This window comes from Nocardiopsis sp. CNZ308 (assembly GCF_004217075.1).
Map to the genome: position 1 here is coordinate 850,692 of NZ_SHKJ01000001.1, position 13,553 is coordinate 864,244.

The window sequence follows — 13,553 nt, forward strand, 5'->3', positions numbered from 1 at the left end:
TGGACGAGCGTCCGAAGGCGAAGGGCCGCCACCCGTGCGGGTGGCGGCCCTCCTGTCGGAGAGGTGCGGCTACCTCCGGCCGATGACCTCGAACTCGAGGACGTCGGTGAACTCGCGGCCGTAGGCGTCGGTCGCGGTCACCTCGGCGGTGTGCTCACCGGTGTGCAGGTTCCTGGGCAGGTCGAACCGCCACAGGTGCATCGTCCGGTTGGCGAGGCTGCCGCCGTGGACGAGCTGCTGCGCGACCGCGTACGGGTCGGAGTACTCGACGCCGACGTTGACGGCCTCACCCCGCATCTGCTGGGTGCGGGTGGCCTCCTGGGCCGGTCGGCCGTCGATGCTGACCTCGACCGTCGAGCCGGTGGAGCCGAAGAAGAAGTTGGTCGTCAGCCAGCTGCCGTGGGCCAGGTCCCTCCGGTCGACCACCAGGGGCTCCTCCAGCTCGGGGGCCTCGCCCACCGGGTCGGCGTTCCACTCCTGGCGCGCCTCGACCCACTCGCGGTAGGTCGGGCTGTTGACGCCCAGCTGCGTCTGCACGTCGTCGGACTCGCCGGTGACGGTGTAGCGCTCCTGGAACCCGTTGCCCTGGATGTCCAGCGTCACCACGCCGGGGCGCCCGCCGTCGCGGCCGATCGCGGTCGGGTAGCCCTCCTCGCCGATCGCGCCGGAGTACCAGTCACCCGAGATCGCGCCCGCGGTGATGTGCGGGAACGGCAGGCCCTCGACACCGAACAGGTCGCGCCAGCCCTTGGCGCTGTCACCGGTCTTGAGGTTCTCGATGCTGTGGCTGTGGCCGGCCACCGCCACGGCGTTGCGGCCCTCCAGCAGCTCGTGCACGCGCCGGACCTGGTCGGTCTGGTGCACCGGGGAGGTGGAGTCGGCGTAGTTGAGCAGACCGATGTGGCTGGCGACCACGACGAGCTTGTCGGGGGCGACGTTGGCCAGGTCGCGCTCCAGCCAGGCGAGCTGGTCCTCGTCGAGGCGGCCGTTGTAGGACGGGTCGCCCTCCGGGTCGGCGCAGTGCGCCTCGATGCCCTCGGGGCTGTCCTCGGCCGCGACACACGGGTACTCGACGGTGTTGAGCGCGATGATGTGCGTGTCGCCGACGTCGTAGGAGTAGTACTCCGGAGCCAGCTGCGCGCGGTAGGTGTCGAAGGAGTGCTCGGAGTTCGGGGCGTCGAAGTCGAGGTCGTGGTTGCCCGGAAGGAAGCGGGCCGGACCGTTGGTCTCGGCGACCAGGTCCTTGATCTCGGGGTAGAGCGACAGGTCGTCGCCGACGACGTCGCCGACGAACAGCGTGCCGCAGCCGGCGTAGTCGTGGCGCGCGGCCAGGTCCGCGATGGCGCCGTCGCGCGCGTACTCGATCTCCTGCCGGTCGTAGGTCTGCAGGTCTCCGGCCATGATGCAGCTCTGCGCGTCGGTGGCGGTCAGCTCGCTCTCCACCAGCGGGAAGTTGACCGCGGACGGCAGGGGTCCGGTCGGCTCGATCCCGCCGTAGCGCAGTTCCGGCGACCCCTCGGGCAGGTGGTTGTAGTGGAACTGCGGGATGTTGTGCTCGTCCATCGGCACCTGGTAGCCCGACGGCTGCGTGATGGACACCGTCATGTTGTCGAACGCGGGCAGTTCGTAACGGCCCTCGCTGTCGGTCAGCACCACGTCGCGGCCGTTGGTGACCATGACGCCGGGCAGGCCGGCCTCCTCTCCGTCACTGGCGCTGTCCCGGTCGGCGTCGACGAACACCTGGCCGGTCAGCACCGCGTCGTCGGCGGCTCCGGTCGGGGTGCGGACCACCTCGACCTCGCCGCGGTAGGCGGTGTCCTCGAAGTTCTCCGAGGGCGCCGCCGCGGCCGGTGCGGACACCGCGGTCAGGGAACCGGCGATGACCGCGGCCATCGAGGCCGCCAGCGCCGCGCGAGAGTAACGGCGTGCCCGCGGAGCACTCGGCGTTCGCGCACGTCGTGAATGTGTCGTTGGCATGCAGTTGCCTCCGGTATGCGGGGGAGGGGGAGCAAAACCGGCCAGGGGGACCGGCGGGAAGCAACCTTTCTAGATATCGCTGAACAAAGGCCCAGTTGTCGGCCAACAGTCGGCCACCAGGTGGTGACCACTGGCGCGGCACACTGATTATTCTCAGCCAGTTCTATCCCCATACGTTGTGAATGGCTAGGGCCGTCCGGGCGTTCCCTGAGATCCCTCCCGGACTGGCTCGGGCCCTGATTTCGGGACGGCCGCGAGGTTCATCCGGACCTCCCGGCACACTTGTCCCCCGAGAAAGTTCCGAAGCCGGGGCCCAGGCGTCGCTGACAAATGTCCGCGCACGTCAGCTAATGTCTACGCACGCCGGCCCGGGAAGCAAGGCGCAACTCCGTCCACGCCGAAAAACCTCGCGGAGCGGCCTCGGACAGCGCCCCGCGACCGCCCCGGACGACACGCCGCCTTCGGCGACGCCACCGGCACCGTGCGGCGTGTGTCGAGGTGAACGGCGGGTGTTCGGAGCCGAGGAACGGCCCCTTCGACCGGTTCCGGCCCCTCCCCCGCGGTCCCCGGGCGGCCCCGTCCCCCGCGACGACACCACGGCCGGGTCCACCCTCGCACGCCGCGATCCTTTCCTGTACCCTCGTCGTGGTCGCTTTTCGGATAAGCGGGAAGGTGCGAGCGAAGATCAGGGCACTGGCTCACATCAGTCTGGCTTCGTCTTTCCGGGGCCATTGCAACTGGCGGAGCATGCCCGCGAACTCGCGCTCCCACTCGGCCCCGCGACACTCCTGCAGTTCCTTCTCACCATCGCCGCTGGCCTGTTCACCTGCAAAGTCGCCACGGGTACCGCTGATCTGCTCGTGAGAATCCTCAGACACAAGGCCGCACAACGGTGGCCGGGCCTGGTGGTGGAAAAGCCGCGTCACCGTTCGGCCGAAACAGGGGAACCCGTTCCGGGGACGGCGGGAACCCGCAACGAGGTCCGCGGCGACGTCGGGGGCGTCGTGGTCCAGGCCGGGCGCGTAGACCGGCTCCACATCCACCCCCGCGGCTGCGCCCCCCTGAAGGACGGCCCGGGGACGGCCGCCGCCGAGCCGCCGGGGAACGACCGCACCTGAGCACGCCCCGAAGACGCGAACCACGCCCGGGATCGGGGCGCCTCGTCCCTTCTCCACCCATCTATACACATTGTGTATAGTCGCCGCCATGTCCATCGGCAACACGCTGCTCGGTCTGCTCGAATCGGGCCCCCGCCACGGGTACGACCTCAAACGCCTCTTCGACGAACGGTTCGGACACGACCGGCCGCTGCACTACGGACAGGTCTACTCGACGATGTCGCGCCTGCTCAGGAACGGCCTGGTCGAGGTGGACGGGGTGGAGACGGGAAGCGGCCCCGAGCGCAAGCGCTACGCCATCACCGACGCCGGTGTCACCGACGTCGGCCGCTGGCTCTCCACGCCGGAGAGCCCCGAGCCCTACCTCCAGAGCACCCTGTACGCCAAGGTCGTGCTGGCTCTGCTGACCGGCCGTGACGCCGCCGGGCTGCTGGACGTCCAGCGGGCCGAGCACCTGCGCCTGATGCGTGAGCTCACCCGCCGCAAGACGGGCGGCGACCTCGCGGACCAGCTCGTCTGCGACCACGCCCTGTTCCACCTGGAGGCCGACATCCGGTGGCTGGAGCTGACCGCCAGCCGCCTGGACCGGCTCGCCGGGGAGGTCCGCGCATGAGCGGCACCACCGCGGCGGAGGGCGCGGGGGCCCTGCTCACCGCCACCAGGCTCCGCAAGTACTTCGGTTCGACCGCCGCGCTGAACGGGACGGACTTCAGCATCGACTCCGGCGAGGTCGTCGCCGTCATGGGCCCGTCCGGATCAGGCAAGTCCACGCTGCTGCACTGCCTGGCGGGCATCCTCGACCTCGACGGCGGAACCGTGCACTACGGCGGGCGCGAGCTGTCGGCCCTGTCCGACGCCGAGCGCAGCAGGCTCCGACGCAGCGACTTCGGCTTCGTCTTCCAGTTCGGCCAGCTCGTCCCCGAGCTGACCTGCGTGGAGAACGTCGCGCTGGCCCTGCGCCTGACCGGCGTCGCCCGCAGGCGGGCGGAGGCCTCCGCGACGGAGTGGATGGCCCGCCTGGAGGTGGACGACGTCCGCGACAAGCGCCCCGGCCAGGTGTCCGGCGGGCAGAGGCAGCGGGTGGCCATCGCGCGGGCGCTGGTGGCCGAACCCCGGCTGCTCTTCGCCGACGAGCCCACCGGCGCGCTGGACTCGCTCAACGGGGAGCGCGCCATGGAGCTGCTCACGGGCGCGGCCCGTGACACCGGGGCCGCGGTCGTCCTGGTCACCCACGACGTCCGGGTCGCTGCCTACTCCGACCGCGAGGTCGTCGTCCGCGACGGCCAGGCCCTCGGCGCCGCCACCGGGCCCATGGGGGCGACGTGATCGGCCGGTGGTACCGCGACCTGGCCATGGGCGCCAGGCTCACCCTGAACGGCGGGTGGACCGGCTGGACCGGGACGCTGCTCACCGCGCTGGGCGTGGGCCTGGGGGTGATGGTGCTCCTGCTGGCCGCCGCGGCGCCCTCGGTGCGCGCGGCGGGCCAGGAGCGGATGGACGCGCGGACACCGGTGTACCTGGGGTGGGGCGCGCCGACCGGCGACGCCGCGGTCCTCGCGGACCCGCGGATCGTGGAGTACCGGGGCGACATGTTCACGGGCATGCTGCTCGAAGCGCCCGAAGACCCGGGGTCGGACGTGCGCCCGCCGGGGATCGACCGGCTGCCGGAGGCGGGCGAGCTCCACGTCTCCCCCGCCCTGCGCGACCTCCTGGACTCCCCCGAGGGCGCCCTGCTCGCCGAGCGGTTCGACGGCGCCCCGGTCACCGGCCTGATCGGCCCCGAAGGGCTGCGGGGGCCGCAGGAGCTCTACTTCTACCTGGGCACGGACACCCTGTCGCAGTCCCCGGTGCCGCACGCCGCCTCCGGCTTCGGCGCGGACCAGCGGGACGGCGGCATGTCCGCCGTCCTCGTCCTGCTCATCGTCGTCATCATCGTGGTGCTGCTGCTGCCGATCGCCGCGTTCGTCCTCACCGCGACGCGCTTCGGGGCCGAGCGGCGCGACCAGCGCCTGGCCGCGCTGCGGCTGGTGGGCGCGGACAGGGCCATGACGCGCAGGATCGCCGCGGGCGAGTCCCTCGTCGGCGCGGTCCTGGGCCTGGTCGTGGGCTCCGGGTTCTTCCTGGCGGCCCGGGCCCTCGCCGACGACGTGCGGCTCCCGGGTTCGGGCGTGCTGCCCGCGGACCTCACTCCGGTGCCGCTGCTCGCCGCCCTCGTGGTGGTGCTCGTCCCGGCCAGCGCCGTCCTGGTGACGCTCCTGGCGCTGCGCGGGGTCGAGGTCGGTCCGCTGGGCGTCTTCCGGGAGGGCGCCGACCGGGGGCGGCGGCTGTGGTGGCGCGTGGCGGTCCTGGCCGTCGGCTGCGCGGTCCTGGCCGTGCTCGGGCGAGGCGTGGACTCCGAGGGCACGGAGTGGGCCGTCGCCGCCGGTGTGGCGGTGACCCTGACGGGGTTCACCCTGCTGCTGCCGTGGGTGGTCGAGGCCGTGGTGGGCCGACTGCGCGGCGGTCCGCTGTCGTGGCAGATGGCCACGCGGCGCCTCCAGCTGAACAGCGGGATCGCGGCCCGCGCCGTCAGCGGAGTCACCCTCGCCGTGGCCGGGGCGATCGCGCTCCAGATGCTGTTCTCCGCGATCAACGCCCAGGTCCCCTCCGACGGCGGCCGGGACCCCGGCCGGGTGGAGATGATCGCCTCGGCCACGGTGGGGAGCCGCGCCGAGGCCGCGGAGTTCGCCCGCCGCGTCGACGGCGCCAGGGGCGTGGAGTCCTCCTCCCCCTTCCTGCTGGCCCACCTCCCCCCGGCGGACGCCCCGCCCGGTGCCGACGACCCGTCGCGGACGCGGACGGTGGTCGTCGCCGACTGCGCGACCCTGGGCGGGCTGATCACGTTCTCCTCGTGCGCCGACGGCGACGCCTTCGTCGCGGGCGGGGAGGCGTCCGCCGTGCGTCCGGGGGACCGGCTGGACCTCGACAACGCCCCCGGGGGCGGTTCCGCCGCCGGGCCCCGTCCCTGGACCGTCCCTCCGGTGCGCGAGGCCCGGGTCGCGGACGACCTGGTCGGGCAGGAGTACCGGGGCCTGTTCGTCACCCCGTCGGCCCTTCCGGTCGAGGAGCTGGAGTACCTCCAGTCCACGGTGTTCGTCACCCTGGACGGGAGCGACCCGGACGCCGCCGAGCACGTGCGCAACCACATCGGGATCGACAGCCCCGGGACCTCTCTGCGCGCCCTCCACCCGGAGGGCGGGGGCACCCTGTTGACGTCCATCGGCGACGCGCTCCGGGCCGGTGCGGTCCTCACCATGCTGGTGATCGGGGCGAGCATGGTCGTCTCCACGGTCGAGCAGCTGCGGGAGCGCAGGCGGCAGCTCTCGGTGCTGATCGCCTTCGGAACCAGCCGTTCCACGCTCGCCGCGTCGGTGCTGTGGCAGACCGCGATCCCGGTGGTACTGGGCCTGGCGATCGCGGTCGGGGGCGGGACCGGGCTCGGGCTCCTCCTGCTGCGGCTGGCTGACCTCCCGGTCACCGACTGGCTGGGGTTCCTCCCGCTCGTGGGCGCCGGATTCGGCGTGATCGCGCTGGTGACGCTGGCGAGCCTGCCCTACCTGTGGCGGATGACGGGTCCCGAGGGCCTGCGTACCGAGTGAGGCCGGGGAGCGCGGCGGGGGGCGTGGATCCGGTGTCCGCGTCCCCGTCGGCCGTTCGGGGGAGGCGGTTCGCGCCGGAGGCCCCCGTCTCGGGAGGAGTGCGGCGACCGGGGGAGACCCGGGACGACCATATCGCCTTTTATCCGACATTGAAGCGAACGCGTTTTCCATGATTCCCGACCGCGAACCCCCTTCAGGATTCACCGGCCCTTGGAAGCGTCCCCGGGATCCAGGGGGGAACCCCGGAGCGAGCCGAATTCCGGCGTTCCGGACCGCCCCCCTTCGGAGTTCGACCCAGCCCCAACCCCGAAGAACACGGCGATGACAACCTGCGACAACACGGACAAACCGCACGGCGCCGCCGGTTTTTATTCACTCCTGTCCGTTTACTCCTCTTACTTCTTTCCGCCAACACTCGCCAAACCGAACCAGATCACACCATTGCGTTGACAAAAACGGCGATGGCCGAAGATGATCACTCCACGAGGGCCCCGGCGGACCTCCGGACGCCCGGACGGTATTCGCCGTAAGCGACGCCGTTTCCGGCCGCGGTCCTTTCCGTGCCGATCGGGAACAGGGGGGTGTACGCCGTGGCGCACACCGATGACGACGCGGGTACCGACCGGGCGCGCGAGCCGCTGCTGGTCGCGGCCGGGGTGGCCGACCTGGCATGCAACCGGATCGGCGCGGCCCTGCGGGGAGCGCGGTCGCTGCTGGGCCGGTCGGACCTGGCCGAGCTGGCCCGGGACGGTCGGCGGGACCTGCGCCAGCGCGGCGAACTGGCGCTGCGGCGGTACGCTCCGACGGCCGAGTCCCACATGGAACTGCTCGCCCGGCGGGCCGCCGCCTCCCGCCCCGGCCACAGCGGTGGCTGAGACCGGGGAGCAGGTCCTGCTCCGGACGCGGGTGGACGCCGAACTCCGGGAGTTCGCGCGCCGGGAGACGGACCGGCTCGTCGCCATCGACGCCGACCTGCTGCCGGTGGCCGAGCAGCTGGACGTGGCGGTGACCGGGGGCAAGCGCCTGCGCGCGTCGTTCTGCTACTGGGGGTGGCGCGCGGCCGGGCAGCCGGACAGCGACGCGCTGGTCAGGGCCGCCGCCGCGATGGAGCTGGTGCACGCCGCGGCCGTCGTCCACGACGACCTCATCGACGAGAGCCCGACACGGCACGGCGTGCCGAGCGCCCACGTCGCCCTGCGCGCGGCGTTCACCGGCAGGCCCCGGCCCCACGCCGGGAGCCGCGCCCTGGCCCTGCTGACCGGGGACCTGCTCATGTCGTGGGCCGCGGAGCTGTTCCTGTGCTGCGGCCTGCCCTCGGCCTACCTGTCCCGCGCCCGTGAGCTGTGGCTGGTCATGGCCCGGGAGCTGATCGCCGGGGAGTGCCTGGAGGTGCTGCGCACCGGCTCCCCGCCCGACACGGGACGCTCGCTCCAGGTGATCCGGTACAAGACGGCCAAGTACACCGTCGAGCACCCCCTGCGCATCGGCGGCGCGCTGGCCGGTGCCCCGGGCGCGGTGATGGAGGCCTTCACCGCCTACGGGCTCCCCCTGGGCGAGGCCTTCCAGCTGCGGGACGACCTGCTGGGGCTGTTCGGCGATCCGGAACTCACGGGCAAGTCGAACCTGGACGACGTCCGGGGCAACCGGCCCACCGTCCTGCTCGCCGAGACCTGGGCGGCCGCCACCGCGGCCGAGCGCCGGGAGCTGAGCGGTCTGCTCGGACGCCGCGGCCTGGACGGCGAGGGCCTGTCCAGGGTGCGGTCGATCATGCGGCGCACCGGGGCGCCCGAGCGCGTCGAGGAGATGATCGACGAGCGCGTCCGGGCCGCGACCGACGCCCTCGACCGCGCCGACCTGCCGGACGGGGCCGCCGCCGCCCTGTCCCAGATGGTGACCTCGGCCGCGGCCCGACACTCCTGACCCCTGAAAGGGATCCCATGTCCTACACACCGGAGTCCATGGACGCGCTGCGGCTCATGGGGGACGAGCTCGCCGACGCGACGGTGCAGACGCTCTTCGAACGCGGGGAGGTCGGCAAGTTCAACACCCTCATGCGCTACTTCTCCACCGCAGGACAGGACCTGCCCGACGGACTGCCCGAGGTCGCCCGCGAGTACCTGCACGCCACGGCCGCGCCGCCCTCCTGGGTCGACTGGGACGAGATGGAGAGGGCACGCCTGTTCTTCATCGACAACAACGTGCACATCTCCACCGCCCTGGCCTTCTCGGCGATGCCCGCCTGCTACGTCATCCCGCACGTGGCCAGACTGCTCAGCGCCACCCACGCCCTGGAGTACCCCTCGCGGCGCATGGCCGAGACGGGGCAGTTCACCGTGTACCTGATGCAGCCCGACGCCTTCGAGGCGGGGGGCCGGTTCGTCCCCTCGGCCCAGAAGGTGCGCCTGCTGCACGCCTCCATCCGCTACCACATGCGCCGTGAGGGCCGCTGGGACGTGGACGCGCTCGGCACGCCGATCTGCCAGGAGGACATGATCGGCGGCCAGATGATCTTCTCCATCCAGGTCCTGGACGCGCTGCACCGGCTGGGCGTGCACATGTCGGTCGAGGGCGCGGAGGCCTACTACTACGCCTGGCGCGTCGTCGGCGCCATGCTCGGCGTCAGCACCGACCACGTCCCGCCCGACGTGGCCAGTGCCCGCGAGTTCTCCGACCTGTACATGACCCGGTACATGGGCCCCTCCGAGGAGGGGGCGCACCTGACCCGCCAGCTCATCGACCTCTACGAGGAGGTCGTGCCCGGAACCCTCGTGGACCCGGTGGTCGCCGCACTCGTCCGCTACCTCATCGGCGACACCTGCGCCGACTGGCTCCAGGTTCCGCGCAGCGCCTGGGACACGGCCGTCAGGGCCTCCCCCGCCCTGCTCGGGATCCTCGAACGCGTCGAGGACAGCTCCCCGCTGGGCGCGTGGGCCCTGGACCGCCTCGGCCACGTCACCACCCACCTGGAGCTGAGCTCCCTCACCCGCGGCAGGGTCATGCAGTACGCCATTCCCGAACGGCTCAAGGACGAGTACGGCGTCCCCTCCCGCGCCCCCCGCGCCCAGCGCTGGACCCCGCCGCCCCCGGTTCCCCAGCTCTAGGTACGGTCGGCCGGTCCCGCTCGCGGACCACCGGGCCGCCCGGTGGTCCCTGTGGCCCCGGTGACCCCTGCGGCCTCGGTGGACCCTGTGGCCCCGGTGAGCCCGGTGGCCCCCGCGAACCCTGTGGTCACGGTGGTTCGTGGTCCCTGCGGTCACGGTGCCCCGGACGACCTTCACGGGGGTTCCCGAACATGGCGGAGCCTGCCGGGGACCGCCCTCCCCCGGCAGCGGCCCACCCGGTGGGACCCCTGCGCGGTCGCCGCTGGGATGATCGCGGGGCCGACGCCACGGTCGGCGCAGTCGAGGGGAGCCCCTGCCGTGACCGGACGCCTCGTGCACGTGGGACCGGTGATCATCGACGTCGTGATGGCGGTCGACGCCCTCCCCCGGGCCGGTGAGGGCGTGTTCGCCTCCTCCGCCCGGACCCTGGTCGGAGGCGGTTTCAACGTCGTCGTCGCCGCCGCGCGCGCGGGCATGGAGGTGGTCTACGCGGGGGCCCACGGAACCGGGCCCCACGGTGACCTGGCCCGTGCCGCGTTGCGCTCCGAAGGGGTGGCGGTGGCGCACGCCCCCTCCCCCGACGCGGACACCGGCTTCTGCGTGGCCCTGGTGGACGGCGACGCCGAACGCACCTTCGTCACCCGGCTGGGCGCCGAGATGGACCTGTCCCTGGACCGGCTGCGCACCCTCCGGCCCGGACCGGGGGACTTCGTCTACACCGTGGGGTACTCGCTGCTGCCCGGACCGCGCGCCGACGATCTGCTCACCTGGATCGGCGGACTCCCGGAGGGGGTGCGTCTGGTCCTGGACCCGGCTCCGGTCGTGGGCGGCATCCCCGGGCCGACCCTGGACCGGGCCCTGGCCCGCGTGGACCTGCTCAGCCTCAGCGCCGCCGAGGCCGCGACCGTGACCGGGCGCTCCGTCCCCGAGGAGGCCGCCGCGCTCCTGCTCCCCCGGATCCGGCCCGGCGGCACGGTGGTCGTGCGCGACTCCGCGCGGGGCTGCGTTGTGGCCGGGGGCGAGAACGGGCCCGGGGCCGGGGACGCCGCTCCCCGGCGGGTGCCCGGTTTTCCCGTGCGCGCCGTGGACACCAACGGAGCGGGCGACGCGCACGTGGGCGTGTTCACCGCCGCCGTGGCCGAGGGCCTGGACCCGCTCGCCGCCGCCCGCAGGGCCAACGCGGCCGCCGCCCTGGCCGTCACCCGCCACGGCCCGGCCACCTGCCCCACCGCCAAGGAGACGGACGCCTTCCTGGAGGAGGCCGAGGGCGACGAGGTCCCCGGCCGGGGCCGGTGAGCCGACCACAAGCGCCGCCGTCCTGAAGCGTGGGCCCCGGCCGGTGTCCTGCCCGGTGCCGGCGCTCCGGCCCCGCCACAGGCACGAGGCCGCGGTGAGGGGCCGGGCGGCGCCGCACCCGTCTTCACCTGCCGGAAGCAACCGCCGGACCCACCGGCGGCTTTCGGGACGCGTCCTGGCCCCCGCCTTGCCGCCGGGCGATCCGCGGGTGAACACCCGGCCGGTTTCCGGGGAGAGGGTGAAGTCCCCATGAACCGAAAATAAAATTGCAGGTAAAGCAGTATACGCAAGAAAACTTGCTTGTATCGTGGGCGCTGTGAACCTCCAGGAACGCATGAGCGAGTACCGCGACCGGCTGACGAAGTCGGACCGGGTCCTCCTCGACGAACTGCTCTCCAACCCCGCCGAGGCCCCCCTGTGGCGGGGCGGGGAGGTGGCCCAGCGCGCGGGGGTCCACCCGGCCGCCGCCACCCGGCTGGCCCAGCGGCTGGGTTACCAGGGCTACCTGGAGCTGCGCGAGGACCTGCGCGAGGCCCACGAGGCACGCCTCAACGGCGCGGGCGACCGGTTCCGGGCCGAGCTCCGGGGCCAGGGCCGGGCCAGCGTGCTGGACATCCTCCTGGCCACCGAGCTCGACTCCCTCGCCGCGGTCGGCAAGCACGTGGACCAGGCCCAGATCGACGAGGTGGCCGACCTCCTCGTCGGCGCGAGGACGGTCTACCTCTTCGCGCGCGGCAACTCCGGGGTCCTGGCCGAACTCCTCGACAGCCGACTGCGGCGGTTCGGGATGCGCCCGGTCAACCTCGTCGGCCCCGGCCGCGAGGTCGCCGAACGCGTCCTGGCGATGTCGGACTCCGACGTCGTCGTGTCGTTCGCGTTCCGCCGCGCTCCGCGAGGCCTCACACAGCTGTACGCATACGCCTCCGAGGTCGGGGCCCGGTCCGTGCTGGTCACGGACACCCTGCACACCCTCGATCCGGCTCCGACCACCGTGCTCTCGGCCCCGCGCGGACACCAGGAGGGCTTCTCCTCCCTGAGCGTCCCGATGATGATCGCGAACGCCGTCGTGCTCACCGTCGCCCAGCGGCACCCCGAGACCATCCTGCCCGCCCTCGACCGCCTGGACGACCTGCTCAACGCGTTCGACTGACGCCGGTCTCCCCATCCCCCGCGACGGCCGGACCACCCCGGCCCCGCTCCCGCCTGCGCGAAAACCGACGCAAAGGACCTGCCATGCGCACTTCGAGACTGCTCTCCGCCTCCGTCGCCCTCCCGCTCGCCGTGACGCTCGCCGCCTGCGGCGGCGGCACCCCCGAGGCCACCGACGCCGGCGAGGCCGCCCAGCCCCACGAACTCGACGACGCCACCCACGAGGAGCTCGTCGAACTGGCCCGGGAGGAGGGGGAGGTCACCGTCTACTCCTTCACCTCGCGCATCGCCTCCGTCGAGGAGGCCTTCGAGGCGCAGTACCCGGGCATCGACCTCATCGGCCACGACATCGCCTCCTCCGAGCAGATCACCCGCCTCCAGTCCGAGGCCCAGGCCGGAACCCCGTCGGCGGACGTCGCCTACGTCTCCGACGCCCCGGTGGTCATCACCGAGCTCGTCTCGGGCGGCATCCTCCAGAACTACGTCCCCCAGCGCGTCGCCGGGACCGTGCCCGAGGAGTACCAGCAGCCGCTGCTGGCCAACCGGCTCTCGACCAAGATCCTCATGTACAACGAGGAGGCCCACCCCGACGGCAGCCCGATCCAGAACCTGTGGCAGCTCACCGAGGAGGAGTGGAACGGCAAGGTCGTCATGGTCGACCCGAGCGTGCGCGGCGACTACCTCGACCTCATGGCGGAGATCGTCCGGCGCTCCGACGAGATGGCGCGGGCCCACCAGGAGCACTTCGGGTCCGAGGTCGAACTCGACGAGGGCGTGGAGAACGCCGGGCAGCAGTTCATCAAGGACCTCTACGCCAACGGCCTGGTCCTGGTCGACGACACCGACAACGTCAACGCGGCCGTGGGAACGACCGGACAGGAGGACCCGCCGGTCGGCATCACCTCCTACTCCGACCGCCGGGACAACGGAGAGGAGGGCTGGGCGCTCCAGGCCTCCCTGGGGACCGCGCCGTCGCTGGGCATCACCTTCCCGGCCTACATCGGCATGGTGCGGGGCTCCGACAGCCCGGCCGCCGCGCGCCTGGTCGCCGACTTCCTCATGGGCGACGGCTCCGCGACCGGCGGTCCCGGATACGAGCCCTTCTACGTCCCCGGCGACTACCCGGTCCGCACGGACGTGGAGATGCCCGAGGACGCCGCGCCCCTGGACGAACTGGGCGCCTGGGACATCGACCCCGGGGAGACCGCCCAGGTCCGCGACGACGTGGCCGACTTCCTCCTGACCCTGTAGAACCCCCGACTCCCCCGTCAGCG

10 protein-coding genes are annotated in these 13,553 nt (G+C 72.7%); 9 read left to right on the forward strand and 1 reads right to left on the reverse strand.

Annotated elements, in window-relative coordinates; all coding sequences use genetic code 11:
• Window positions 1-69: 69 nt before the first annotated feature.
• Window positions 70-1,893 (reverse strand): calcineurin-like phosphoesterase family protein, encoded by a 1,824-nt coding sequence (locus tag EV372_RS03585; RefSeq protein ID WP_130394833.1) that lies wholly within the window; start codon window positions 1,891-1,893, stop codon window positions 70-72.
• 1,290 nt (window positions 1,894-3,183) lie between these two features.
• Between EV372_RS03585 and EV372_RS03595 the strand changes: the two genes are divergently transcribed.
• The 9 genes from EV372_RS03595 (at window position 3,184) to EV372_RS03640 (ending at window position 13,530) form a co-directional block, all read left to right on the forward strand.
• Window positions 3,184-3,708: a PadR family transcriptional regulator gene (locus EV372_RS03595; RefSeq protein WP_130394834.1), complete on the forward strand. Its 525-nt coding sequence runs from the start codon at window positions 3,184-3,186 to the stop codon at window positions 3,706-3,708.
• Window positions 3,705-4,421, forward strand: coding sequence for an ABC transporter ATP-binding protein (locus EV372_RS03600; RefSeq protein WP_130394835.1), 717 nt, complete (start codon window positions 3,705-3,707; stop codon window positions 4,419-4,421). Before EV372_RS03595 ends, EV372_RS03600 begins: the two co-directional genes overlap by 4 nt.
• Window positions 4,418-6,733, forward strand: coding sequence for an FtsX-like permease family protein (locus tag EV372_RS03605; RefSeq protein ID WP_130394836.1), 2,316 nt, complete (start codon window positions 4,418-4,420; stop codon window positions 6,731-6,733). Before EV372_RS03600 ends, EV372_RS03605 begins: the two co-directional genes overlap by 4 nt.
• A gap of 590 nt (window positions 6,734-7,323) precedes the next feature.
• Entirely contained in the window at window positions 7,324-7,608 is a 285-nt protein-coding gene (locus tag EV372_RS03610; RefSeq protein WP_130394837.1) for a hypothetical protein, read from the forward strand.
• Window positions 7,601-8,653: a polyprenyl synthetase family protein gene (locus tag EV372_RS03615; RefSeq protein WP_130394838.1), complete on the forward strand. Its 1,053-nt coding sequence runs from the start codon at window positions 7,601-7,603 to the stop codon at window positions 8,651-8,653. Before EV372_RS03610 ends, EV372_RS03615 begins: the two co-directional genes overlap by 8 nt.
• A gap of 17 nt (window positions 8,654-8,670) precedes the next feature.
• The gene (locus tag EV372_RS03620; RefSeq protein WP_130394839.1) at window positions 8,671-9,834 is read left to right on the forward strand and encodes an oxygenase MpaB family protein; all 1,164 of its coding nucleotides are present in this window, start codon (window positions 8,671-8,673) and stop codon (window positions 9,832-9,834) included.
• 318 nt (window positions 9,835-10,152) lie between these two features.
• A complete protein-coding gene (locus tag EV372_RS03630; protein WP_130394840.1) occupies window positions 10,153-11,130 on the forward strand; it encodes a PfkB family carbohydrate kinase in 978 nt (325 codons plus the stop codon).
• A 316-nt stretch (window positions 11,131-11,446) separates the two neighbouring features.
• On the forward strand, window positions 11,447-12,280 hold the full coding sequence (locus EV372_RS03635) for a MurR/RpiR family transcriptional regulator (RefSeq protein WP_486484092.1): 834 nt from the start codon (window positions 11,447-11,449) through the stop codon (window positions 12,278-12,280).
• An 83-nt stretch (window positions 12,281-12,363) separates the two neighbouring features.
• Window positions 12,364-13,530: a type 2 periplasmic-binding domain-containing protein gene (locus EV372_RS03640; protein ID WP_130394842.1), complete on the forward strand. Its 1,167-nt coding sequence runs from the start codon at window positions 12,364-12,366 to the stop codon at window positions 13,528-13,530.
• Window positions 13,531-13,553: the final 23 nt, after the last annotated feature.

Bases quoted from the DNA above. Each gene is read 5' to 3' on its own strand.
- EV372_RS03620 (WP_130394839.1), top strand. From the start codon at position 8,671: ATGTCCTACACACCGGAGTCCATGGACGCGCTGCGGCTCATGGGGGAC.
- EV372_RS03640 (WP_130394842.1), top strand. From the start codon at position 12,364: ATGCGCACTTCGAGACTGCTCTCCGCCTCCGTCGCCCTCCCGCTCGCC.
- EV372_RS03600 (WP_130394835.1), top strand. From the start codon at position 3,705: ATGAGCGGCACCACCGCGGCGGAGGGCGCGGGGGCCCTGCTCACCGCC.
- EV372_RS03595 (WP_130394834.1), top strand. From the start codon at position 3,184: ATGTCCATCGGCAACACGCTGCTCGGTCTGCTCGAATCGGGCCCCCGC.
- EV372_RS03585 (WP_130394833.1), bottom strand. From the start codon at position 1,893: ATGGCCGCGGTCATCGCCGGTTCCCTGACCGCGGTGTCCGCACCGGCC.